At 61.5% G+C, this 24,697-nt stretch carries 17 protein-coding genes; 6 read left to right on the top strand and 11 right to left on the bottom strand.

Annotated features, from left to right (window positions below):
- Nucleotides 1-414: 414 nt before the first annotated feature.
- The 4 genes from HU724_RS09660 to HU724_RS09675 all read right to left on the bottom strand — a co-directional run bounded on the left by HU724_RS09660 (nucleotide 415) and on the right by HU724_RS09675 (nucleotide 5,539).
- Nucleotides 415-2,085 (bottom strand): bifunctional protein-serine/threonine kinase/phosphatase, encoded by a 1,671-nt coding sequence (locus HU724_RS09660; protein WP_186565773.1) that lies wholly within the window; start codon nucleotides 2,083-2,085, stop codon nucleotides 415-417.
- A gap of 7 nt (nucleotides 2,086-2,092) precedes the next feature.
- Nucleotides 2,093-3,304, bottom strand: coding sequence for a nitrate/nitrite transporter (locus HU724_RS09665; RefSeq protein WP_186565771.1), 1,212 nt, complete (start codon nucleotides 3,302-3,304; stop codon nucleotides 2,093-2,095).
- A gap of 432 nt (nucleotides 3,305-3,736) precedes the next feature.
- A complete protein-coding gene (locus tag HU724_RS09670) occupies nucleotides 3,737-4,312 on the bottom strand; it encodes an ANTAR domain-containing response regulator (RefSeq protein WP_007916390.1) in 576 nt (191 codons plus the stop codon).
- 15 nt (nucleotides 4,313-4,327) lie between these two features.
- Nucleotides 4,328-5,539 carry a CmpA/NrtA family ABC transporter substrate-binding protein gene (locus tag HU724_RS09675; protein WP_186565769.1) on the bottom strand — a complete coding sequence of 404 codons (1,212 nt, stop codon included), beginning with the start codon at nucleotides 5,537-5,539 and terminating at the stop codon, nucleotides 4,328-4,330.
- Between the two features lie 218 nt (nucleotides 5,540-5,757).
- On the opposite strand from HU724_RS09675, the gene HU724_RS09680 reads away from it, so the two are divergent.
- Nucleotides 5,758-6,777 (top strand): quinone-dependent dihydroorotate dehydrogenase, encoded by a 1,020-nt coding sequence (locus HU724_RS09680; RefSeq protein WP_071171588.1) that lies wholly within the window; start codon nucleotides 5,758-5,760, stop codon nucleotides 6,775-6,777.
- A 297-nt stretch (nucleotides 6,778-7,074) separates the two neighbouring features.
- Here HU724_RS09680 and rmf read toward each other — a convergent pair whose 3' ends face one another.
- On the bottom strand, nucleotides 7,075-7,290 hold the full coding sequence (gene rmf, locus HU724_RS09685) for a ribosome modulation factor (protein ID WP_003223300.1): 216 nt from the start codon (nucleotides 7,288-7,290) through the stop codon (nucleotides 7,075-7,077).
- A 530-nt stretch (nucleotides 7,291-7,820) separates the two neighbouring features.
- Between rmf and rlmKL the strand changes: the two genes are divergently transcribed.
- Together rlmKL and HU724_RS09695 are read left to right on the top strand one after the other, a co-directional pair.
- Nucleotides 7,821-10,091: a bifunctional 23S rRNA (guanine(2069)-N(7))-methyltransferase RlmK/23S rRNA (guanine(2445)-N(2))-methyltransferase RlmL gene (gene rlmKL / locus HU724_RS09690; RefSeq protein WP_186565767.1), complete on the top strand. Its 2,271-nt coding sequence runs from the start codon at nucleotides 7,821-7,823 to the stop codon at nucleotides 10,089-10,091.
- A gap of 145 nt (nucleotides 10,092-10,236) precedes the next feature.
- Nucleotides 10,237-12,621 carry a sensor domain-containing diguanylate cyclase gene (locus tag HU724_RS09695; RefSeq protein WP_186565765.1) on the top strand — a complete coding sequence of 795 codons (2,385 nt, stop codon included), beginning with the start codon at nucleotides 10,237-10,239 and terminating at the stop codon, nucleotides 12,619-12,621.
- A 159-nt stretch (nucleotides 12,622-12,780) separates the two neighbouring features.
- On the opposite strand, the gene dacB is transcribed toward HU724_RS09695, so the two are convergent.
- A complete protein-coding gene (dacB, locus tag HU724_RS09700; protein WP_073473982.1) occupies nucleotides 12,781-14,241 on the bottom strand; it encodes a D-alanyl-D-alanine carboxypeptidase/D-alanyl-D-alanine endopeptidase in 1,461 nt (486 codons plus the stop codon).
- Nucleotides 14,242-14,475: 234 nt separating this feature from the next.
- Between dacB and HU724_RS09705 the strand changes: the two genes are divergently transcribed.
- Entirely contained in the window at nucleotides 14,476-14,820 is a 345-nt protein-coding gene (locus tag HU724_RS09705; protein ID WP_016773843.1) for a YggL family protein, read from the top strand.
- Nucleotides 14,821-15,063: 243 nt separating this feature from the next.
- On the opposite strand, the gene HU724_RS09710 is transcribed toward HU724_RS09705, so the two are convergent.
- Complete coding sequence (locus tag HU724_RS09710) at nucleotides 15,064-16,254, bottom strand: benzoate/H(+) symporter BenE family transporter (protein ID WP_186565763.1); 1,191 nt, start codon at nucleotides 16,252-16,254, stop codon at nucleotides 15,064-15,066.
- 358 nt (nucleotides 16,255-16,612) lie between these two features.
- Between HU724_RS09710 and HU724_RS09715 the strand changes: the two genes are divergently transcribed.
- On the top strand, nucleotides 16,613-17,377 hold the full coding sequence (locus tag HU724_RS09715; protein ID WP_007918375.1) for a GntR family transcriptional regulator: 765 nt from the start codon (nucleotides 16,613-16,615) through the stop codon (nucleotides 17,375-17,377).
- 249 nt (nucleotides 17,378-17,626) lie between these two features.
- Here the strand turns inward: HU724_RS09715 and guaD are convergent, their stop codons facing one another.
- The 4 genes from guaD to xdhA all read right to left on the bottom strand — a co-directional run bounded on the left by guaD (nucleotide 17,627) and on the right by xdhA (nucleotide 23,767).
- Complete coding sequence (gene guaD, locus HU724_RS09720) at nucleotides 17,627-18,931, bottom strand: guanine deaminase (protein ID WP_125918507.1); 1,305 nt, start codon at nucleotides 18,929-18,931, stop codon at nucleotides 17,627-17,629.
- 13 nt (nucleotides 18,932-18,944) lie between these two features.
- Nucleotides 18,945-19,802, bottom strand: a complete 858-nt coding sequence (xdhC, locus tag HU724_RS09725; RefSeq protein ID WP_186565761.1) for a xanthine dehydrogenase accessory protein XdhC — start codon at nucleotides 19,800-19,802, stop codon at nucleotides 18,945-18,947.
- 118 nt (nucleotides 19,803-19,920) lie between these two features.
- Nucleotides 19,921-22,320 carry a xanthine dehydrogenase molybdopterin binding subunit gene (xdhB, locus tag HU724_RS09730; protein WP_186565758.1) on the bottom strand — a complete coding sequence of 800 codons (2,400 nt, stop codon included), beginning with the start codon at nucleotides 22,318-22,320 and terminating at the stop codon, nucleotides 19,921-19,923.
- Complete coding sequence (gene xdhA / locus HU724_RS09735) at nucleotides 22,313-23,767, bottom strand: xanthine dehydrogenase small subunit (RefSeq protein WP_186565756.1); 1,455 nt, start codon at nucleotides 23,765-23,767, stop codon at nucleotides 22,313-22,315. Before xdhA ends, xdhB begins: the two co-directional genes overlap by 8 nt.
- A 268-nt stretch (nucleotides 23,768-24,035) precedes the next feature.
- Here xdhA and HU724_RS09740 point away from each other — a divergent pair, with 268 nt between their 5' ends.
- Nucleotides 24,036-24,695, top strand: a complete 660-nt coding sequence (locus tag HU724_RS09740) for a GntR family transcriptional regulator (RefSeq protein WP_039763015.1) — start codon at nucleotides 24,036-24,038, stop codon at nucleotides 24,693-24,695.
- The last annotated feature ends 2 nt before the right edge of the window (nucleotides 24,696-24,697 follow it).

The raw sequence follows: 24,697 nt of genomic DNA on the forward strand, positions 1-24,697 counted from the left end.
CTCCGGGAGCTGCGGCTGGCCTCTGGTGGGCCGTCGGGCCTTGCTCGACAAATTTTGCGCAAACAAAAAAAGGCGTCCCGCTAGTTGCCTAGCGAGGACGCCTTTGTCCTTGTCCCGTTCTCTCGGGAAGCGCAGCCTTCGTCGTTGAAGGTTGGGCTTTATGTATGGTGAAAAGGGTAATGCAGTGGTTGTGCCAACTCGGAGGGGACGCGGATTTATTGGGGATTGGGGTTGTGACAGAAGATTTTTTTGCACCGAATCGAGGCGTGTTGCTCGTTCGTGGCGCGTTAATTCTTGGGGTTATGCGGTGTAACGCCGAATGCCTTCGCGAGCAGGCTCGCTCCCACAAGGTGTCTGCGAACGATACCAATCCCCTGTGGGAGCGAGTCTGCTCGCGAATGGCGCAACTCAATCTCAGCCATGAAACAACAAAACCAGCAGCACCACATTCCCCAGCAATGCCAGAAGCGCCATGGTCCGCCAGACCTTCAACGGCTCCCGTTCCAACAACGGCCGGGGTCGCACACTCAAACTTTGCCGCTCGCCCTGTTCCAGCACCAGCAACCACTCTTCAGCGGTTTCGAAGCGTTGCTGCGGATCGGCTGCAACGCCACGTTCCAGACTTTGCGCCAGCCAGTCCGGCAGGTCCGGGCGATAGCGACTGGCATTCACCGGTACGCCGAATCGGGGCCGCTGAAACGCTTCGATCTCGCCATAGGGGAAATGCCCGGTGAGCAGGTAATAAAAAGTGACGCCGACTGAATACAAATCCTGCTGCGCACTCGGTGGTTCGCCGCGAAACGCTTCCGGGGCGATGAAACCAGGCGTTCCCGGCAGGGTCGACGGCGCGTCCTCCGACAGTCCCGAGCAATAAGCCAAGCCGAAATCCAGCAGGCGCAGCTCGCCGTCGTCACCTAGCAGCAGGTTTTCCGGTTTGATGTCGCGGTGCAGAATCTGCCGTCGATGCAGCAGCCCGACCGCGCGCAACAGCCGCTCGGCGATGTCCTGCCACTGCGCCAAAGGCAACGGGCCGTTGTGTTGAAACACGTCGGCCAGCGTCGTCCCGGCGTATTCGCGCATCACGTAGTACAAATGCTGACGCTGAGTGCAGGCATGGATTTGCGGAAAATGCCGGCCGGCCACGCGCTTGAGGAACCATTCTTCCGACAGCAGCGCCTGCCCGGCCTGCGGGTCGTCGGCGAGCCGCGCCGGCAAGGTCTTCAATAGCCAAGGCTGGCCCTGACTATCGAGCACGCGATACAGCAATGATTGCTGGCTCTGGCCGATGATGCCTTGCACCTGCCAGCCTTCAAACGCTTGCCCGGGTTTCAGCGTTGGCGGCAGTGGCCATTGCTGCAATTGCACCAGCGCATCGCCGATGCTCGCTTCGCCCAGCGCATCGACGCGCACCAGCAGGGCACTGGCGTTGTCCTGACTGCCGGCCAGATGCGCGGCGTTGACCAAGGTTTGCGCCGCGCTGGGCAGATCCGCTTGATCGCGCAGAATCGCCGCGATCGCGGTATCGCCCAGGGTCGACCAGACGCCGTCGCTGAGCAGCACGAAGCTTTCGCCCTCACGCAGTTCGCCGTCGAGGAAATCCAGCACCAGATGCTGATCGAGCCCGAGCGCACGCTTGAGCACGTGTTGCATGCCCGGTTGCTCCCAGACGTGATCCTCGCTGATGCGCTGCAAGCGCTCGGCATCCCAGCGATAGACCCGGCAATCGCCGACGTGGGCGAGGGTGAAGCGTCGACCGCGCATCACCAGCGCGCTGACTGTGGTCAGCAGCGGTTGCCCGCCGCCGTTGGCCTGCAGCCAGCGATTTTGCGCGAGCAGCAGGCGATCCAGCGCCTGGGCCACGCTCCAGGTTTCCGGCGTCGCGTAGTAGTCCATTGCCAGCGCCTGCAAGGTCGAACGCGCGGCGAGGCCGCCATCGGCGCACTGGCTGACGCCGTCGGCGATGGCGAATAGAAAGCCCTTGCTCAGCGCCAGTGCCGGCGCCGGTGTCACCGAACGCAGGGCGTCCTGATTCTCCGCGCGCGGGCCGGTGGCGCTGGCTTCGGCGAAGCTCAGTTGCAGAGCCATTGAGGCCTCAGACCCGCGCCGCCGTCACCGCCGCCGAACCCCAGGTGGTTCTCCAGCGACGCTTGACGCCGTGCAGGCCAAACCACGCCAACACACCGAGGCTGGCGAACAACCACAGCGCCAGTTGATAACTGCCGGTGCTTTGCTTGATCGCGCCCATGCCGGCCGCGAGGGCGAAGCCGCCGATACCGCCGGCCATGCCGATCAGCCCGGTCATCACGCCGATCTCCAGACGAAAACGCTGCGGCACCAATTGGAAAACCGCGCCGTTGCCGGCGCCCAAGCCGAGCATGGTGCAGACGAACAGCGCCAGCGCCGCGTAGGAACTTGGCAGATTGAAGCCGACGGCGGCGATGCAGATGGCAGCGACGGTGTACATCGCCAGCAAGGTGCGGATGCCGCCGAAGCGATCGGCCAGCGCGCCACCCAACGGCCGCATCAGGCTGCCGCCGAACACGCAGGCAGCGGTGTAGTAGCCGGCGGTTACCGGGCTCAGACCGTATTGATCGTTGAAGTAACCGGGCAGGGCGCTGGCCAGGCCGATGAAGCCGCCGAAGGTGACGCTGTAGAAAAACATGAACCACCAGCTGTCGCGATCACCGAGGGCCTTGAAGTAGTCGGCCATGGCTTTCGGTTTCGGCCGCTGCGGGGCGTTTTTTGCCAACAGGGCGAACAGCACCAAGGTCAAAACCAGCGGGATCAGGGCGAAACCGAAAACATTGCTCCAGCCGAACGCGGCGGCAATCACTGGCGCCAGCAGCGCGGCGAACACGGTGCCGGAGTTGCCCGCACCGGCGATGCCCATGGCTTTGCCTTGGTGCTCTGGCGGGTACCACTGCGAGGTCAGCGGCAGCGCCACGGCAAACGACGCGCCGGCCATGCCGAGGAACAGGCCGAGGATCAGCGCCTGTTCATAACTGTGGATGCCGAGTTTCCACGCACCGAACAGCGCGCAGATGACGATGACCTGGCCGATCAGCCCGGCGGTCTTGGGCGACAAGCGATCAGCGAGCATGCCCATGGCGAAGCGCAACACCGCGCCGGCGAGAATCGGCGTGGCGACCACGAGACCGCGCTGCTGGGTGGTCAGGTGCAGGTCGGCGGCAATCTGCACCGCCAGCGGGCCGAGCAGGTACCAGACCATGAAGCTCAGGTCGAAATACAGGAAGGCCGCGAACAGGGTCGGGGTATGGCCGGATTTCCAGAAGCTTGAATTCATCGCGCACCTCGGCTGAAAAGATTCTCGAAAGGAGTCATGCACAGCAGGTGGAGCGCCTCACGGCCGCACCACCGGCCCCGCTCTGTGGGGCCAAAACGCAAAAACGCCGCTACCTGATTCGCCGAGGGGCGAACGGGGTGAGCGACGTCTTTGTCGTAGGTGGGGCAACCGCCGTTGGTTACCTGTGCGGTTCACTTTGCGAGATTTGTGCCAACAGCTGAAAAGCAAAAGCCCCTCACCCTAGCCCTCTCCCAGAGGGAGAGGGAACCGAGCGGGGGATGGCCGAGTCACTTGCCGATCTGAACGATTTCGAGTGAATCCATAATCGACTCGGTCGTTCAGGTCGGCGGACAGCGCAAGACAACGCGGTCGGTCCCCTCTCCCTCCGGGAGAGGGCTAGGGTGAGGGGGCTCTTGATTTGCAGCGAAGATTTCAGCCCAGCAACTCGCTCATGGCAATGATCTGCTCCGCCACCTGGATCAGCTTCTGCTGGCGGCTCATGGCCTGGCGGCGCATCAGCGTATAGGCCTCTTCCTCGTTGCAATCCTTCATCTTCATCAATAAACCCTTGGCCAGTTCAATGCGCTTGCGCTCGGCCAGTTGCTGGTCACGGGCCTGCAGTTGCGCGCGCAAAGCCTGGTCACTCTCGAAGCGCGCCATCGCCACGTCGAGAATCGGCTGTAACCGTTGTGCGTGAATGCCCTCGACGATGTAGGCACTGACCCCGGACTTGATCGCCTGACGCATCACCCCCGGGTCATGTTCGTCGGTAAACATCACGATCGGCCGGGGCTGGTCGCGGCTGACCAGCACCACTTGCTCCATGACATCGCGGCTCGGTGACTCGGTATCGATCAGGATCACGTCCGGGCGCACCGTTTCGACGCGCGCCGGCAGGTCGATGGTCAGGCCGGACTCGTCGATTACCTCGAAGCCGGCCTCGGTCAGCGCCGCTTTCAGGCGTCCGACTTTTTTTGCGGTGTCGTTGATCAGCAGAATGCGCAACATGTTCGCGGTCTCCTGTCAGCGGCGGGCGAGAAGGGGTGCATCGTCGTTCAACGCGTGCAGCTTGAAACTGCGCGCATAGCCCGCCGGATCGCTGCCGTCCCAGACCTTGCCATCGAGCAACTGGCTGCTGCGCAGGTCTGCGCAGGAAGACGCGACGCCAACAGCGCTCGCTGCCTCGCGATACAGATCCAGGCGCTGAACCTGGCGGGCGACGGCCAGATAATCCGGATCCTCGCGCAACAGACCCCAGCGACGGAACTGGGTCATGAACCACATGCCGTCGGAAAGGTAGGGCAGATTGACCTCGCCATCGCCATGAAAACGCAGCGCATGCGGATCCTGCCAGCGATTACCGAGGCCATCGGCGTAGTCACCCATAAAACGCGGCTCGATGCACGCGGCGGGGGTGTCGAGGTATTCGGCGGCGCTGAGCAATTGCGCAGTGCTGCGGCGGTTTTCCGGGCTTTCTTCGATGAAGCGGCTGGCCTCAAGAATGGCCATGACCAGCGCCCGCGCGGTGTTGGGATATTGCTCAACGAATTCGCGGGTGCAGCCGAGGACTTTTTCCGGGTGGTCGGGCCAGATGCTCTGGCTGGTCGCCAGGGTGAAGCCGAGATCCTGCTGCACGGCGCTCGCCGCCCACGGTTCGCCGACGCAAAAGCCGTCGATGCGCCCGGCTTGCAGGTGCGCAACCATTTGCGGCGGCGGCACCACCACACTGTCGACGTCCTGCAACGGATGAATGCCCTGGCTCGCCAGCCAGTAATAAAGCCACATCGCGTGGGTGCCGGTGGGAAAGGTCTGGGCGAAGGTCAGTTTTGCGCGGCTTTGGTGCACATACCGATCGAGCGCTTCAGGACTGTTCACGCCAGCCTGTTGCAAGCCATGGGACAGATTCAGGCTCTGGCCATTCTGGTTCAGGCCCATCAGCACCGCCATGTCGGTCGGCGCGACGCCGCCGATGCCCAGGTGCACCGCATAAATCAGCCCGTACAGGCTGTGCGCGGCATCCAGTTCGCCGCTGACCAGTTTGTCGCGCAAGTTGGCCCATGACGCCTGCCGCTTGAGGTTCAGGGTCAGGCCGTAGGGCTGGGCGAAGCCCTGGGTGGCGGCGACCACCACCGAGGCGCAGTCGCTCAGCGCCATGAAGCCTAGATCGATCGCGCTCTTTTCCGGCGCATCGCTGCCATTGACCCAGGCCAGAGGCCCCAAGGACGTTTCGTTCATACGCTACCTCAAAAAAAACGTCGTCCCGGATTCTGCGCAGGCAAAACCCGGGGACGACGCCATTGTCCTGGTCTGCGCGCCGTCATTGGTCGGCAGACTGATGAGCGGGGTGGTGCAAGGCATATGCCAGTCGCCTGATTCGCGCAGGCGCCTCGCGCCGGGGGACGATGCCCGGCTATAATCGCCGCCTCTTTTCGCCGCCCGAGTCATTGCCGCCCATGTACACCCTGGCCCGTCAGCTGTTGTTCAAACTTTCCCCGGAAACCTCCCACGATCTGTCGCTGGATCTGATCGGCGCGGGTGGACGTTTGGGCCTCAACGGCTTGCTGTGCAAGGCGCCGGCGAAAATGCCGGTGACCGTCATGGGGCTGGAGTTCCCGAACCCGGTGGGGCTGGCGGCAGGCCTGGACAAGAACGGCGCGGCTATCGATGGCTTTGCGCAACTGGGTTTCGGTTTTGTCGAAATCGGCACCGTGACCCCGCGTCCGCAGCCGGGTAACCCGAAACCACGGATCTTCCGCCTGCCGGAAGCCGAGGCGATCATCAACCGCATGGGCTTCAACAACCTCGGTGTGGATAACCTGCTGGCGCGGGTCGCTGCGGCAAAATACCAGGGCGTGCTGGGCATCAACATCGGCAAGAACTTCGACACTCCCGTCGAGCGTGCGGTCGACGATTACCTGATCTGCCTGGACAAGGTCTACGCCCACGCCAGCTACGTCACCGTCAACGTCAGCTCGCCAAACACCCCGGGCCTGCGCAGCCTGCAGTTCGGTGACTCGCTCAAGCAATTGCTCGCTGATCTGGCCACCCGTCGCGCCGAACTGGCCCTGCGTCACGGCAAGCATGTGCCGCTGGCGATCAAGATCGCGCCGGACATGACCGACGAAGAGACTGCGCAGGTTGCCCAGGCATTGATCGAAACCGGCATGGACGCGGTCATCGCCACCAATACGACTTTGAGCCGTGTCGGCGTCGAAGGCATGGAGCACGGCGACGAGGCGGGCGGTCTGTCCGGCGCGCCGGTGCGTGAGAAGAGCACCCATACCGTGAAAGTGCTGGCGGGCGAATTGGCCGGGCGTTTGCCGATCATTGCTGCGGGCGGGATTACCGAAGGCAAGCACGCGGCGGAGAAGATCACTGCCGGTGCAAGCCTGGTGCAGATCTATTCGGGCTTCATCTACAAAGGCCCGGCGCTGATTCGTGAATCGGTAGACGCCATCGCCGCGTTGCGCTGAGGATTGCCGAGGCGTTGGGGGGCCTTTGTGGCGAGGGGATTTATCCCCGCTGGGCTGCCCAGCAGCCCCAAACCTTGCACATTGATATGCCGGGTAAATTGAAGTTCGGACTTCGCGACTTCTGCGCAGCCGAGCGGGGATAAATCCCCTCGCCACGTGGAACCGGTTAACCCTTTTTGCAGGCATTAAAAAGGGCTCCTCGAAGGAGCCCCTGGGCCGTAGCCCGCCGTCCGGGAAGGACGTGCGTGGTTAATTCATTGCAAATTCAGATTGTCGTGTCGGAATAAATGCCCTGTGTCAGCCGACGGCGTGAAGTTCGTTGAGTCTGTGGATTCCCGCAGTGCCGGTCATACCGTCCCAGTTGTCGCCGCGTCCTTCTCGCCAGCCGTTGATCCAGGCTTGACGTACCGACGGTAGAGTAAATGGGCAAAGCTCACGGGATTTGCCACCAACGCCATATTGATATCCGCGCAAAAATGCTCTTTCCAACGGATCACGCTTAAGTCTTCTCATAGGGTGTTTCCCTCACTTGTTGACTGTAGTGTCGCGTTGACCTCAATTGAGGTCTGGCAGAAAAAACCTGCCATCGTGCGGCTCGCTGCCGGCGTGGCGAGCCAAGGTGTTGACGCCGTTGCGACGTCAACCTGTGCTCAGTTCTAACCAATGAGTCACATAGAGGGAATGATCGTTTTGTCATAAGCACGTAACGTAAAGGATGCTATGGCGATAAGTAACCGCGTATTTATTCAACGTTCAATGCGCAAACCCCGGTATGATCGGCGCCCCGCTGACTCAGGGGGTTAATCCTTTAGTGAGAATGACCCACGTTTGCGCTTGGGTAATATTCGACGAAGGGTCGCTTTCAGTCTTTTTGTTGCACCAACTTTTTTATCTGTCCCGGCATCTAAGCTCTTTTAACCCGAGCAGCGGGGATGGAACAGCACACCTTCGTGCCACGCGGGCGCTCTTTCAGAAAAGCGCCTGATTGAAAACCGGGTCGGCAATGCGTTGCCGGCCCACTAGCCAAAGGCTCTGGAATTACCATGTCCGATCGTTTCGAACTCTTCCTCACTTGCCCCAAAGGCCTTGAAGGCCTGCTCATCGAGGAAGCCGTCGGGCTTGGCCTTGAAGAAGCGCGCGAGCACACCTCCGCCGTGCGTGGCATGGCGACCATGGAAACCGCCTATCGCCTGTGCCTCTGGTCGCGTCTGGCCAACCGTGTGTTGCTGGTGCTCAAGCGTTTCCCGATGAAGGACGCCGAAGACCTCTACCACGGCGTGCTCGACATCGACTGGCAGGATCACATGCTCAGCGACGGCACCCTGGCCGTTGAATTCAGCGGCCACGGCTCGGGCATCGACAACACCCATTTCGGCGCGCTGAAAGTCAAAGACGCCATCGTCGACAAACTGCGCACGCCGCAGGGCGATCGTCCATCCATCGACAAACTCAACCCGGACCTGCGCATTCACCTGCGTCTGGATCGCGGCGAAGCGATTCTGTCCCTCGACCTCTCCGGCCACAGCCTGCACCAGCGCGGCTATCGCTTGCAGCAGGGCGCGGCGCCGCTGAAGGAAAACCTCGCGGCGGCAATCCTCATTCGTTCCGGCTGGCCGCGTATTGCTGCCGAAGGCGGCGCGCTGGCTGACCCGATGTGCGGTGTCGGTACGTTCCTCGTCGAAGCCGGGATGATTGCCGCCGACATGGCGCCGAACCTGCGTCGCGAGCAGTGGGGCTTTACCGCGTGGCTCGGTCACGTGCCGGCACTGTGGAAAAAACTCCATGAAGAAGCCGTCGAGCGTGCCGCCGCCGGTCTGGCCAAACCGCCGCTGTGGATTCGCGGTTACGAAGCCGATCCACGATTGATTCAGCCAGGCCGCAACAACGTTGAACGCGCCGGCCTCAGCGAGTGGATCAAGATCTACCAGGGCGAAGTGGCGACCTTCGAGCCGCGCCCGGATCAGAACCAGAAAGGTCTGGTGATCTGCAACCCGCCGTACGGCGAGCGTCTCGGTGACGAAGCCAGCCTGCTGTATCTCTATCAGAACCTCGGCGAGCGTCTGCGTCAGGCCTGCCTGAACTGGGAAGCGGCTGTGTTCACCGGCGCCCCGGATCTGGGCAAGCGCATGGGTATCCGCAGCCACAAACAGTATTCGTTCTGGAACGGCGCGCTGCCGTGCAAACTGCTGCTGATCAAGGTTCTGCCCGATCAGTTCGTCACTGGCGAACGTCGCACTCCGGAACAGCGTCAGGCCGAGCGCGAGCAAGCGGCTTACGATCAGACCCCGGACGAGCCGCAAGAGCGCAAGTTCAACAAGAACGGCAACCCGATCAAGCCGACGCCAGCCCCGGCGCCAGTGATTGAACAGCCGCGCTTGAGTGAAGGCGGGCAGATGTTTGCCAATCGCTTGCAGAAAAATCTCAAGGCGATGGGCAAGTGGGTCAAGCGCGAAGGCATCGATTGCTACCGCGTCTATGATGCCGACATGCCGGAATACGCGATGGCCATCGACCTGTACCACGACTGGGTGCACGTTCAGGAATACGCCGCGCCGAAATCCATCGACCCGGAAAAAGCCTCGGCGCGCATGTTCGATGCGCTGGCGGCCATTCCACAAGCGTTGAACGTCGGCAAGAACCGCGTGGTGGTCAAGCGCCGCGAGCGGCAGAGCGGCACCAAGCAGTACGAGCGTCAGGCTGCGCAGGGCAAGTTCGTCGAGGTCAATGAAGGTGGCGTGAAGTTGCTGGTCAACCTCACCGACTACCTCGACACCGGCCTGTTCCTCGATCACCGGCCGATGCGCATGCGCATTCAGAAAGAGGCGGCCGGCAAACGCTTCCTCAATCTGTTCTGCTACACCGCGACCGCCAGCGTGCACGCGGCCAAGGGCGGCGCGCGCAGCACCACCAGCGTCGACCTGTCGAAAACCTATCTGGACTGGGCGCGGCGCAACCTGTCGCTGAACGGCTTCTCGGACAAGAACCGTCTGGAGCAGGGCGATGTGATGGCGTGGCTGGAAAGCAGCCGTGACGAATACGACCTGATCTTCATCGACCCGCCGACGTTCTCCAACTCCAAGCGCATGGAAGGCATCTTCGATGTGCAGCGCGATCAGGTGCAGTTGATCGATCTAGCGATGGCGCGGCTGGCACCGGGTGGCGTGCTGTATTTCTCCAACAACTTCCGCAAGTTCCAGTTGGAGGAAAACCTCGCCGAGCGTTATGCGGTCGAGGAAATCAGTGCGCAGACCATTGATCCGGATTTCGCCCGCAATACCAAGATCCACCGCGCCTGGAAAATCACGGCTCGTTGACGCTTTCACTGGTTGGATCCACAGAGCGTTGATTTTTAACGGCTCGGTGGATCCAGCGGCGCTAGCTAAATTAGTGGCTAATAGCTATAACTCACACACCGCCAATGGGGTTTTTCCCGGGAATCTGGCGGAGTGAGTCGTGCTTATGCCGTTACACCCCGTGCGCCCGAAAATCCTCGGTTTCATCAGTGAAGACGTCTCAGCCTGGCTGGTCGCTTTGCTGGTGTTGCTTGCCGGCGGGATTCTCACCGGGCTGCTCGCATGGGGCACCTTCAACCAGTTTCAGCAACAATCGCGTCAGCGCTTTCAACTGCTGGCCAACGAACGCTACAGCCGCATCGCCGAACGTTTTCAGGACCAGGAGCAACGTCTCGATAGTCTGCGGCGGTTCTTCGCCAACTCCGAATCAGTGTCCCGCGCCGAATTCGACGGGTACTCCCGACCCTTATTGCTGCGCACCCAAGCCTATACCTACGCGCCGCGAGTCAGCGGTGCCGAACGGACCGCGTTCGAACAGCAGGTGCGTGATGAGGGCCTGAGCGAGTTCACCATTCGCGAACTGGACGCCAAGGGCGAGCTGCAACTGGCGGCGCCGCGCGAGGAATACGTGCCGGTGCTCTACACGCAAACCCAAAGCCGACTGGCGCCACCGCTGGGCTACGACTTGCTCGTCCAACCCTTGCGCCGCGAAACCCTGCAACGCGCCGACCAGCTCGGCAGCATGGCGGTGTCGCAACCGATGCATCTGGTCGGGATCGAGCCGTCGTATGCGCGTGGCGTGTTGCTGCTGGCGCCGGTCAGTCGCGCCGGAGAATCACGGCCATTCGGCTATGTGATGGCGGTGATCAGCATGCGTCAGTTGCTCGCCGACGGACTGCCCGATGCCCTGCACGATTATCTGTCGGTGCGCATTCTCGACCTGTCGACCCAGGATCAGCACGAGGCGCTGTTCGAATCGAGCAACGAAGCGGTGCCCGGCGATCTGGCGGCGACGCGTTTGCTGCGCATGGCCGATCACGACTATCAGGTCGATATCCTGCCAAGCTACGCCTTCATGCAGGCCAACCATTCGTCGGTGGGCAGCGTGATCATTCTTGGCGGCCTGCTCAGCGCACTGCTCAGCGCCTTGCTTTACGTGCTGGTCAGCCAGCGCCAGCGCGCGGTGCGCCTGGTCGAGGTGCGCACCCAGGAGTTGCACGAGCGCGAGCAGGAATTGCGCGGCACCCACGGTCAACTGCGCGGCGTTCTGAATGCCGCCACTCAGGTCGCGATCATTGCCACCGACCTGCGCGGGGTGATCAACACCTTCAACCCCGGCGCCGAGCAAATGCTCGGCTACAGCAGCGCCGAAGTCGTTGGGCGCATGACCCTGGAGAACCTGCATTTGCCACGGGAACTGGCGGCGCGTTCGGCCGAGTTGAGTGCGCGCTACGGCAAAAGCATTCCGACTTGCCACGCGATGCTGGTCGAGGGCGGCGAGGTCGGCGGCCACGAGGCACGCGAATGGACCCTGGTGCGCAGCGACGGCAGTCATCTGCCGGTGAACATGCTCGCCACCCCGGTGCTTGACGAGCAAGGCCTGTGGGTCGGTCATCTGGCGATCTGCATCGACATCACCGAACGCAAGCGCGTGCACGAGGTGCTGGCAGCACGCGACACATTGCTGAAGAAGCTCAGCGCCCATGTTCCCGGTGGCATCTACCAATTCAAGATGGAATTCGACGGACGCTTCAGCGTGATCTACGCCAGCGATGGCATCCGCGAGATCTACGAGCTGGAGCCGGATGTGCTGCTGCTCGACTCCGAGGCGATCTTCAGTCGTATCCACCCGCAGGATGCGATTCGCGTGCGCAGCTCGATCCGCGAATCGGCGGAAAACCTCAGTCCGTGGCGTGAGGAGTATCGAGTGCAACTGCCCGAGCGCGGTCTGCGCTGGGTGCGCGGCGAGGCGACACCGGAAGAGCTGCCGGGCGGCGGAGTGCTGTGGCACGGTTATATCTCGGATATCTCCGATCTCAAGCGCGTGGAAGAAGAATTGCGCGCGTTGTCGATCACCGATTCGCTGACCGGCATTCACAACCGCCGCTATTTCCAGGAACGCCTGACCACCGAAATGGCCCGGGTCGAGCGTGGCGGCGGTGAGCTGTCGGTGATCATGCTCGACATCGACCACTTCAAACGCATCAACGATCAGTTCGGCCACGCCGTCGGCGACCGCGTGCTGCAGGCAGTCTGCGAGCGGATCGGCCATCGCCTGCGCCGCACCGACGTGTTCTGCCGTTTGGGCGGTGAAGAGTTCATGGTGCTGTGCCCGGACATCGACGGCGAACACGCCTACATGCTGGCGATGGAGTTGTGGGAAGGTTTGCGCAGCGCGCCGGTGGACGTGGTCGGCTTGGTCACCGCGAGTTTCGGCATCGCCAGCTGGCGCCCGGGGGAGGGCGCAGATGCGCTGTTGCTGCGCGCTGATTCAGGGGTTTATGCAGCGAAGCAGAATGGCCGGGATCGGGTTGAGCGGGAGATGAGCTGATTCGAACCTGACACCTGACCCTGTGGGGCAGAGGGGATCTGGCGCTGATTTTCTGTGGGAGAGAGCCTGCTCGCGAAAGCGGTGTGACAGTCACTGAACATGCTGACTGAACTGACGCCTTCGCGAGCAGGCTCGCTCCCACAATTGCATCTGCTGCGCCTACAGCACCGAAGCGGTCTGCGGCAGTTTCGGCTGTTTGTACAGATCCAGCAGCACCTGATCGAGCACCGAGGAGGCGCCGAACGGGGCCTTGTCGTTGAGGATCGCCACTACCGCCCAGGTATTGCCATTCACATCACGGCTGAAACCGGCGATCGCGCGCACGGTGTTCAGGGTACCGGTCTTGACGTGGGCTTCGCCGCGCATCGCCGTGGTTTTCAGACGTTTGCGCATGGTGCCGTCGGTGCCGGCAATCGGCAGCGAGCTGATGTACTCGGCGGCGTACGGACTGTGCCAGGCGGCTTGCAGCATGTTGGCCATCTCACGTGCGCTGACCCGCTCGGCCCGCGACAGACCAGAGCCGTTTTCCATCACCAGATGCGGCGCGGTGATGCCTTTCTTCGCCAGCCACTGCCGCACCACGCGCTGCGCAGCCCGGGCGTCGTCACCATCGGCATCGTTGCGGAAACGCTGGCCAAGACTGAGGAACAGCTGCTGGGCCATGGTGTTGTTACTGTATTTGTTGATGTCGCGGATGATCTCGGCCAGATCCGGCGAGTACGCGCGGGCGAGCAGTTTGGCGCCGCTCGGCGTCGGTGCCAGACGATCCTTGCCCTGAATGCTGCCACCCAGCTCCTTCCAGATCGCCCTTACGGCGCCGGCGGTGTAGGTCGCATGGTCGAGCAGCGACAGGTAAGTCTGCGAGCTGCAGCCTTCGCCCAACTGGCCGCCGACGGTCACGGTCACGCTGCCATCGGCCTGCGGCACCGGGTTGTAGCGCACGCCGCCGGTGCATTGCTTGGACGGCAGCGCCTTGACGGTGTTTTCGATGCGGATGCTGGCAATCGGCGGCTCAACCGAAATCAGTACGCGGCCACCGTCATTGCGCGCAACAAAGCGCAGGGCCTTGAGGTTGACCAGCAATGAGTCGGGTTTGACCAGGAACGGCTTGTTGTCGTCGTTGCCGTCATCGTTGAATTCCGGCAATTGCGGCTGCACGAAGAAGTTGCGGTCGAGGATCAAATCGCCGGTGATCTGGGTCACGCCGTTGGCGCGCAAGTCACGCATCAACAGCCAGAGTTTCTCCATGTTCAGCTTCGGGTCACCGCCACCCTTGAGGTAGAGATTGCCGTTGAGAATGCCGCCGTTCAGGTCGCCGTCGGTGTAGAACTCGGTTTTCCACTGATGGTTGGGGCCGAGCATTTCCAGCGCCGCGTAAGTGGTGACCAGTTTCATTGTCGAGGCCGGATTGACCGAGACGTCGGCGTTGAACACGGTCGGCGTGCCCGGACCGTCGAGCGGCACCATCACCAGCGACAGCGCAGTGGGCTGCAACTTGCTGGCCTTGAGGGCTTTTTCGACGTTCGGGGTGAGGGAAGTGTTGATGGTGGCAGCGGAGACAGGCAGGGCCAGAGGCAGAAGAAGGCCGGCGAGAAACAGTGGACGCAACGATTTGATCATATGCAATAAAACCCTGCAAAAGAGGGGAAAAAAGACGAGGACATGGATGAAAAGGCCCTCAGTGGTCATGAAAGTGTCGGCATTATGCCCCAAGCTGTAACAGCTTGTGCCGTGTCGCGACCGGCCAATCGCTTATTTTTTTACAGGCGGTCGGCCGTGGTGGCCAGAGAGGCGGGCAATCGCCGGCTTAAACTGGTAAAGTGCCGGCCGTTATTACTTAAGAGGATTGTTCCAATGGCGACTAACCGTTCCCAGCGTCTGCGCAAAAAACTGTGCGTTGATGAATTTCAAGAGCTGGGTTTCGAACTGAACCTGGACTTCAAAGAAGACTTGTCCGAAGAAGCCATTGACGCTTTCCTCGAAGCATTCATCAAAGAAGCCATGGAAGCCAACGGTCTGGGTTATGTTGGCGGCGACGACTTCGGTCTGGTGTGCCTGCAGAAGCGTGGCTCGGTCAACGAAGAGCAGCGCGCTGCCGTTGAAGCCTGGCTGAAAAACCGCTCCGAGCTGACCAAGTACGAAGTCAGCCCGCTGCTGGACGTGTGGTATCCGGAAAAGCCGATCAACGCGGCCAAGTGATACTGAAAAAAACGGCGACCTGAGGGTCGCCGTTTTTTTTCGTCTGGGGTTTGGGTGGTACGGCTTGGGTTTGGCGGTGGATTCGCCCCTCACCCCAGCCCTCTCCCGAGGGAGAGGGGGCCGATTTGTGGGCTTTTCGGGATGTGAGTTCGACTTGGTATCCCTCGTCGGCGTATATCTTCCGAGCACCTGGGTCAGTCCCCTCTCCCTTTGGGAGAGGGTTAGGGTGAGGGGCTTTTGATCTTAAGCTCTGCGCCAATTCAAAATCACCAGCGTCAAAACCCCCGCCACAATCCCCCAAAACGCCGAACCAATGGAAAACAGCGTCAAACCCGACGCCGTGACCATGAAAGTGATCAACGCCGCTTCCCGTTCCTTCACCTCGTTCATGGCGATGCTCAAGCCATTGATGATCGAGCCGAACAGCGCCAGCGCGGCAATCGACAGCACCAGTTCTTTCGGCAACGCCGCAAACAATGCCGCCAACGTCGCGCCGAAGACCCCGGCAATCCCGTAGAACACCCCGCACCAGACCGCTGCGGTGTAGCGCTTGTTGCGATCTTCATGGGCATGCGGGCCGGTGCAGATCGCCGCGCTGATCGCCGCGAGGTTGATGCCGTGGGAGCCGAACGGCGCCAGCAGCAGCGAGGCGATGCCGGTGGTGGTGATCAGTGGCGAGGCCGGGACGTTATAGCCATCGGCGCGCAGCACGGCGATGCCGGGCATGTTCTGCGAGGTCATCGCCACCACGAACAGCGGAATGCCGATGCTGATGGTCGCGGCCAGGGAGAAGTGCGGCGTGGTCCAGACCGGGGTGGCCACTTCCAAGTGAAAACCGCTGAAATCAAGCAGCCCCATGAAGCCCGACAACGCGGTGCCGATCAGCAGCGCCGCGAGAACGGCATAGCGTGGAGACAGGCGTTTGACCAACAGGTAAGTGAAGAACATCCCCAACACGAGGCCGGTGCGGTGTTGCGCGGCGACGAAGATTTCGCTGCCGATCTTGAAGAGGATCCCTGCCAGCAGAGCTGCCGCCAAAGAGGCCGGGATCTTTTTCACCAGCCGTTCGAAGCTGCCGGTCAGGCCGCAGATCGTTACCAGTACCGCGCACGTGATGTAGGCGCCGATCGCCTCGCCGTAACTGACGCCGCCCAGGCTGGTGATCAGCAACGCCGCGCCAGGGGTCGACCAGGCGATGGTGATCGGTGTGCGATAGCGCAGCGACAGACCGATCGAACACACCGCCATGCCGATCGAAATCGCCCAGATCCACGAGGAAATCTGCCCGCTGCTCAGGCCGGCCGCTTGCCCGGCCTGGAACATCAGCACCAGCGAACTGGTGTAACCGGTCATCATCGCGATGAAGCCGGCGACGATGGCGGAAGGCGAAGTGTCGGCCAGAGGGCGCAAGCGGGCGTGGGTGGCGTCGGTCATGACGGCGGTGTTCCTTATACCAATGAAGATGTCCGCCACAACACAGAACCTCTGTGGGAGCGAGCCTGCTCGCGAAAGCGGTAGGTCAGTCAACATTCATAGTGAATGTGGAATGGCTTTCGCGAGCAGGCTCGCTCCCACGGGGGATTGTGGTCATGCAGCGGATTCTGTGATCAAGCCTAAACTCAAACGTAACTCAGCGTTGCAATACAGCCGCAGGCGCAAACAGCCGTACAGTCGTGTTGCCACCATTCATTGTGTACAATCGCGCTGTTTTTTACGCGATACTTGCCAGCGACCTACTGTGCCGTATTACAGTCACGGTCTATTCGCCGCAGTTTTCCCGACTCGAGTGCCCATGAACGAACAGTTGCAACCCCTCAAGAAACAACCGCGAGCAGGCAAAGCCGGCCGCAGCGGAACCCAGGACGATATTGTCTACGCGCATATCTTCGAGGCCATCCTCGAACAGCGTCTGGCGCCCGGCACCAAGTTGAGCGAAGAAGCGCTGGGGGAAATCTTCGGGGTCAGCCGCACCATCATTCGCCGCGCGCTGTCGCGTCTGGCCCATGAAGGCGTGGTGTTGTTGCGACCGAACCGCGGCGCCGTCGTCGCCAGCCCGAGCGTTGAAGAAGCGCGTCAAGTGTTCCTCGCCCGGCGTCTGGTCGAGCGGGCGATCACTGAACTGGCGGTTCAGCACGCAACTGCCGAACAGATCGCCGAACTGCGGCAGATGGTCAACGACGAGCGCGACAGCTTCTCCCGTGGCGATCGCGGCGCTGGTATCCGGCTGTCGGGCGAATTCCACTTGAAACTTGCCGAAGCGGCGATGAACGCACCGTTGATCAGCTTCCAGCGCAGCCTGGTGTCGCAGACCTCGCTGATCATCGCGCAGTACGAAAGCGGCAACCGCTCGCATTGTTCGTACGACGAACACACGCAGCTGATCGATGCCATCGAAAAGCGCGACGGCGAACTGGCGGTGAACCTGATGATGCATCACATGGATCACATCGACAGCAAGCTAAACCTCGACGAGGAAGGCGCGTCGGATGATCTGCATGCGGTGTTCTCGCATTTGTTGCAGACCAAGAAGCCGGGGCGTCCAGCGGCCAAGCTATAAGCTGAAACCGAGTCGCGGCTTTCGCGAGCAGGCTCGCTCCCACAGGGGAATGCATTTCAAAGGTGGGAGCGAGCCTGCTCGCGAAGACAACCTGACCGGCAACAAAAATCCCCCGGGGTAAACACCACCGGGGATGATCGTTCCCACGCTCCGCGTGGGAATGTCTCTAGGGACGCTCCGCGTCCAGTGACGCGGAGCGTCACGGGCTGCATTCCCACGCAGAGCGTGGGAACGATCAGTGCGAAGAGGTTAGCGCTGATGCACCAGCGCCCCCGCAGCGTAAGTCTGCTGCACCGTGCGGTCATCCCCCAGGGTCATCAGCACAAACAACGTCTCGGCGATGTTATTCGACTGTTTCAAGCGATAGCTCAGCAGCGGCGTGGCGTTGTAATCCAGCACCAGGAAGTCGGCATCCGAACCCGGTTGCAGGTTACCGATCTTGTCTTCCAGACGCAGCGCCCGCGCACCCCCGAGGGTCGCCAGATACAACGATTTGAACGGACTCAGGCGCGCGCCCTGCAGTTGCATGACCTTGTAGGCTTCGTTGAGGGTTTGCAGCAGGGAGAAACTGGTGCCGCCGCCGACGTCGGTGCCGAGGCCGACATTGAGCTTGTGTTTCTCGGCCATCGGCAGGTTGAACAGGCCGCTGCCGAGGAACAGGTTCGAGGTCGGGCAGAACGAGATCGCCGAGCCGGTTTCCGCCAGGCGCGCGCATTCTTCGTCACACAGGTGCACGCCGTGGGCGAATACCGAGCGTTCGCCGAGCAATTGGTAGTGATCGTAGACGTCGAGGTAGCCCTTGCGCTCCGGGAACAGCTCCTTGACCCACTCGATCTCCTTGAGGTTCTCGCTGATGTGGGTCTGCATGTACAGATCCGGATATTCCGTCAGCAATTGCCCGGCCAGGGTCAGTTGTTCCGGAGTGCTGGTCGGCGCAAAACGCGGCGTCACCGCATAGTGCAAGCGACCCTTGCCGTGCCAGCGCTCGATCAGCGCCTTGCTGTCGACGTAGCTGGATTCGGCGGTATCGACCAGATAATCCGGGGCATTGCGGTCCATCATCACCTTGCCGGCGATCATGCGCAGATCAAGCTTCTCGGCGGCCTCGAAAAACGAATTCACCGATTGCGGATGCACGCTGCCGAACACCAGCGCCGTGGTGGTGCCGTTGCGCAGCAGTTCCTTGATGAAAATATCGGCCACTTCGTCGGCGTGAGCCTTATCACCAAACTGGCTTTCGCAGGGAAAGGTGTAGGTGTTCAGCCAGTCGAGCAATTGCTCGCCGTAGGAGCCGACCATGCCGGTCTGCGGCAGGTGAATGTGTGTGTCGATAAAGCCCGGTGTGATCAGCGCATCCTGATAATGGTTGATCTCGATATCTGCCGGCAGGGTTGGCAGCAGTTCGCTGGCGTGGCCGAGGGCGCTGATCTTGCCATCGTCGATCACCAGCAGGCCGTCCTCGAAATATTCATAGGAGGCTTCGATACCGACTTCGGCAGGGTCGGCGATGCTGTGCAGGATGGCGGCGCGGTAGGCTTTGCGAGTCAGAGGCATGAGGGTTCTCTAATCAGTTTGAGGCTTTGAGTTTGGCGGCCTGACTGCGGCGCGAGGCGGGCAGCAGTCGGGCAATCGGTTCGGCGCGGGCGCTGTGCTGGCCGAAATTGGCGTTGTAAGTGGCGATGATTTCGCCGGCGATGGAGATGGCGATTTCCACAGGCAATTTGCCTTTGACTTCGCCGATGCCCATCGGGCAGCGCATGCGCTGCACCACGCTCGGGTCGAAACCACGATCGCGCAGGCGGTGTTCGAATTTGGCACGTTTGGTTTTCGAGCCGATCAGGCCGAACCAGGTAAAATCGTTGCGCTTGAGAATCGCCGCGGTCAGCTCCAGATCGAGCTGATGGTTGTGGGTCATGACGATGCAGTAACTGCCGGCAGGCAGATCATCGACTTCGTCCACTGGCTCTTCGCTGACGATTTTACGCACGCCGTGGGGGATGTGTTCAGGGAACTCGGCCTCGCGCGAATCGATCCAGCGCACCCGGCAGGGCAGGCTGGCCAGCAGCGGCACGAGGGCGCGACCGACATGCCCAGCACCGAATACGGCAATCTGTGCTTGCACCTGGCCCATGGGTTCGAACAGCAACACCGTGGCGCCACCGCAGCACTGGCCGAGGCTGGCACCGAGGCTGAAGCGCTCCAGATGGGTGTCCTGCTTGCCGCTGGCGAGCATCTCGCGGGCGATCTGCATGGCTTTGAATTCCAGATGCCCACCACCGATGGTGTCGAACATCCGGTCGGCACTGACGACCATTTTCGAGCCGGCGTTGCGTGGCGTCGAACCGAGTTCTTCGATGATCGTCACCAGCACACAGGGCTCGCCCTGATTCTGCAGGTCGGCGAGGGCGTCGATCCAGTTGTACATGTTCACCTCGACATCTTCGTTGTCTGTGCCGGCCTCTTCGCGAGCAGGCTCGCTCCCACATTGGCAATGCATTCCAAATGTGGGAGCGAGCCTGCTCGCGAATGGCCGCGCCTCGGTCCTAGAGCGGAGCCAGCTCGGTTTCAGCTTCGACAGCTTTCACCGCTTTGAGCTGGCGCATCTGCTCGCAGCCCCACAACACCCGCTCCGGCGTGGCCGGCGCATCGATCTTCGGCTGATGCTGATAATCACCGAGGCTCGCCACCGCGTCCTTGATTGCGCACCACGCGGCGATCCCGAGCATGAACGGCGGTTCACCGACAGCTTTGGAATGGAACACCGTGTCTTCCGGGTTCTTGCGGTTTTCCACCAGCTTCACCCGCAGATCCAGCGGCATGTCCGCCACCGCCGGGATCTTGTAGCTGGCCGGGCCGTTGGTCATCAGCTTGCCCTTGTTGTTCCAGACCAGCTCTTCCATGGTCAGCCAGCCCATGCCCTGGACGAAACCGCCCTCGACCTGACCGATGTCGATCGACGGGTTCAGCGAGGCGCCGACGTCATGCAGGATGTCGGTGCGCAGCATCTTGTACTCGCCGGTCAGGGTATCGACGATCACTTCGCAGCAGGCTGCGCCGAAAGCGAAGTAATAGAACGGACGCCCACGGGCCTGACTGCGGTCGTAGTAGATTTTCGGGGTCTTGTAGAAACCGGTGCTCGACAGCGAGACCTGATTGAAATACGCCTGCTGGATCAGCGCTTCGAAGGTCAGGATCTGCTCGCGCACACGCACGTGGCCGTTGCGGAACTCGACGTCTTCTTCGCTGACCTTGTAGTGCCGCGCGGCGAATTCGACCAGGCGTTGCTTGATGGTCTGTGCTGCGTTCTGCGCGGCTTTGCCGTTCAGGTCGGCGCCGCTGGAAGCAGCGGTCGGAGAGGTGTTCGGCACTTTGTCGGTGTTGGTCGCAGTGATCTGCACACGATCGATTTCGACCTGGAACACTTCCGCCACGACCTGGGCGACTTTGGTATTCAGGCCCTGACCCATTTCCGTGCCGCCGTGGTTCAGGTGGATGCTGCCATCGGTGTAGATGTGGATCAGCGCACCGGCCTGATTGAGGAAACTGGCGGTGAAGGAAATGCCGAATTTCACCGGGGTCAGCGCCAGGCCTTTTTTCAGGATCGGGCTGTTGGCGTTGTAGCGACGGATCGCTTCGCGGCGCTCGGCGTACTGGCTGCTTTCTTCCAGTTCGGCGGTCATCTCTTCGAGCATGTTGTGCTCGACGGTCTGGTAGTAGTGGGTGACGTTGCGCTCGGTCTTGCCGTAGTAGTTGGCCTTGCGCACCGCCAGCGGGTCGAGCTTCAGGTGCCGGGCAATCGCGTCCATCACTTCCTCGATGGCGACCATGCCTTGCGGGCCGCCGAAGCCGCGATAAGCAGTGTTCGAGGCGGTGTTGGTCTTGCAACGGTGACCGTTGATGGTGGCATCGCCGAGATAGTAGGAGTTGTCCGAGTGGAACATCGCCCGGTCAACGATCGAAGCAGACAAGTCCGGCGAGCAGCCGCAGTTGCCGGCCAGCTCCATGTTGATCCCGTGCAGACGGCCGCTGCTGTCGAAGCCGACGTCGTATTCAACGTAGAACGGGTGGCGCTTGCCGGTCATCAGCATGTCTTCGACGCGCGGCAGGCGCATCTTGGTCGGTTGGCCGGTGAGGTGCGCGACCACCGCGCACAGGCACGCCGGGCTCGCGGCCTGGGTTTCCTTGCCACCGAAACCACCGCCCATGCGGCGCATGTCGACGACGATCTTGTTCATCGACACGTCGAGCACTTCGGCGACCAGTTTCTGCACTTCGGTCGGGTTCTGCGTCGAGCAGTAGACGATCATGCCGCCATCTTCGGTAGGCATTACCGAGGAGATCTGTGTCTCCAGATAGAAGTGCTCCTGGCCGCCGATGTGCAGCGTGCCCTGAATACGATATTCAGCCGTGGCCAGTGCAGAGGCCGAGTCGCCGCGCTGGTGGGTGTGGCTGTCGAGCACGAAATGGCGCTTGCGCAGGGCTTCGACGACGTCGAGCACCGGTTCCAGATCTTCGTATTCGATGATCGCCGCCATCGCTGCTTTGCGCGCGGTTTCCAGATCTTTCGCCGCGACCGCCAGCACCGGCTGGCCGACGAACTGCACGTCATCGATGGCCAGGAGCGGGTCGCCCGGCATCAGCGGGCCGATGTCTTTCAGGCCCGGCACGTCTTCGTGGGTGATGACAATGCGCACGCCTTCGAAGGCGTAGCACGGCGACGTGTCGATGCTGAGGATTTTCGCGTGGGCGCGGTCCGACAGGCGCGCATACAGGTGCAACTGGTTGGGGAATTCCAGGCGATCATCGATGTACTGCGCTTCACCGGACACATGCTTGGCGGCGCTGTCGTGCTTGACGCTGCGACCGACACCGGTGGTCAGATTCTTGGCGAACAATTCGGCCAATTCAGCCTGGGTCTTCTCTACGGCGTGATGATTAGACATAAGCGGTCACCCGGGTCTCGATGTGCGGTGTTTGCAGTTCGATGAAGTATTTGCGCAGCAGGTTCTGCGCGCTGAGCAGGCGATATTCCTTGCTGGCGCGGAAGTCCGAGAGCGGTGTGAAGTCTTCGGCCAGCGCGGCGCAGGCGCTTTCGATCACGGCACTGTTGAACGGTGCATCTCGCAGCACGGCTTCGCAGTGCGCAGCGCGTTTCGGAATCGCCGCCATGCCGCCGAAGGCCACGCGCGCGTCGCTGATCACGCCATTTTCCACGCGCAGATTGAAGGCAGCGCAGACGGCGGAGATGTCGTCGTCCAGGCGCTTTGACACTTTATAGGCACGGAACAACTGCTCGGCGCTGGCGCGCGGGACGATGATTTTTTCGATGAACTCGCTTTCCTGGCGCGCGGTGACGCGGTAGTCGATGAAGTAATCTTCCAGGTTCAAGGTGCGGCGGGTTTCGCCTTTGCACAGCACGATCTGCGCGCCGAGGGCGATCAGCAGCGGTGGCGAGTCACCGATCGGCGAAGCGTTGCCGATGTTGCCGCCGAGGGTGCCTTGATTGCGGATCTGCAACGAGGCGAAGCGGTGCAGCAGTTCGCCGAAGTCCGGGTACTCGGCATTCAACGCCTCGTAGCAGTCGGAGAGGGCGGTGGCGGCGCCGATTTCGATGCGGTCATCGAAGGTTTCGATGCGCTTCATTTCGGCGACGTTGCCGACGTAGATCATCACCGGCAGAGTGCGGTGGAACTGCGTGACTTCCAGCGCCAGATCGGTGCCGCCGGCGAGCAGCCGCGCTTGTGGATAAGCGTCGTAGAGATCGGCCAGGTCAGCGACGGTCAGCGGCACCAGGCAGCGCTTGTCGCCGCTGTTGAGTTCGCCGATATCGGTCGGCGCGATGGCCTTGAGGCGGGCAATGGTTTCGGCTTCACGGGCGTCGAACTGATCCGCTGGCTTGCCGCAGCAGGATTGTTTGGCAGCGGCGAGAATAGGGCGGTAGCCGGTACAGCGGCAGAGGTTGCCGGCCAGCGCTTCGTGAGCCTTGGCCTGATCCGGCGCGTCGCTGTTCTTTTGCAGGGCGAACAACGACATGACGAAACCGGGGGTGCAGAAGCCGCACTGCGAACCGTGGCACTCGACCATGGCTTTCTGCACGCTGTGCAGTTCGCCCTTGTGCTTGAGGTCTTCAACGCTGATCAGTTGCTTGCCGTGTAATGACGAAACAAAGGTCAGGCACGAGTTGAGGCTGCGATAGCGAATATGCTCACGCCCGCTGTCATCGGTCTGCAACTCGCCAACCACCACGGTGCAGGCGCCGCAGTCGCCACTGGCGCAACCTTCTTTGGTGCCGGGCTTGCCTACGTGTTCACGCAGGTAATTGAGCACAGTCAGATTCGGGTCCAGGGCGTGCTCGCTACGGAGTTCCTGGTTAAGTAAAAACTGGATCACGGAAGGCCTCGCAGACTCATTATTGTTGTTAACCGACGTGAACCGAATTTAGCAGGTCTGACTTTTCGGTCAATGGTTTTCTGACTTAAGGGTCAGGAAAATCCGTTTCGTCGATCAACAGCGTGTCTATTCAGTATTGACCTTCATCGGTCACTGCGCTTTTTTGCGGGATTCGTGCCAAAAACCGCTGAGTGGGCACTCCGCCATGACCGCGCATTTGCGCTACACTGCGCCGCTTGTGCAGATCGATAGAGTTTGAAGGACAACCATGACGTTCAAGGCGCCGGACAGCCTCGCCGAGCAAATCGCTCACCACCTCGCCGAACGCATCATTCGTGGCGAAATGAAGCCGGGAGAGCGCATCCAGGAACAGAAGGTCACGCTGGCGCTCAACGTCAGCCGCGGTTCGGTCCGCGAAGCCTTGCTGATCCTCGAGCGCCGTCACCTGATCGCGATCCTGCCGCGTCGTGGCGCCCACGTTACCGAGCTGACGCCGCACAAGGTGCAGAGCCTGTGCACGCTGATGAGCGAGTTGTACATCCTGCTTGGCAATTCGGTGGCCAATGGCTGGCAAGTGCAGTCGGACATGGCGCCGTTCGTGCAGATCCAGCAGCGCCTGACCGCCAATTACGAACGCGGCGATATCCGCAGCTTCGTCGATGACAGCTTCGCGGTGATGCGCGCCGCCTATCCGTTTGCCAACAATCCGTACCTGCAAGAAACCGTCGAGAACCTCCAGCCGGCGATGAGTCGCGCGTATTTCCTCGCCCTCGAACAGCGCAAGGCGGAAATGAGCGAATTCCTCGAACTGTTCGAACGCTTGCTCGCCGCCGTACTCGCCCGTGATTTGCCGCAGATCCGCATCGTGCTCACGGCGTATGCCCAGCGCAGCTGCGATCTGGTGGTGTCTGCGCTGACGGTTGCCTGAGC

The sequence above is a fragment of the Pseudomonas iranensis genome, from assembly GCF_014268585.2.
Taxonomy (GTDB): Bacteria; Pseudomonadota; Gammaproteobacteria; order Pseudomonadales; family Pseudomonadaceae; genus Aquipseudomonas; species Aquipseudomonas iranensis.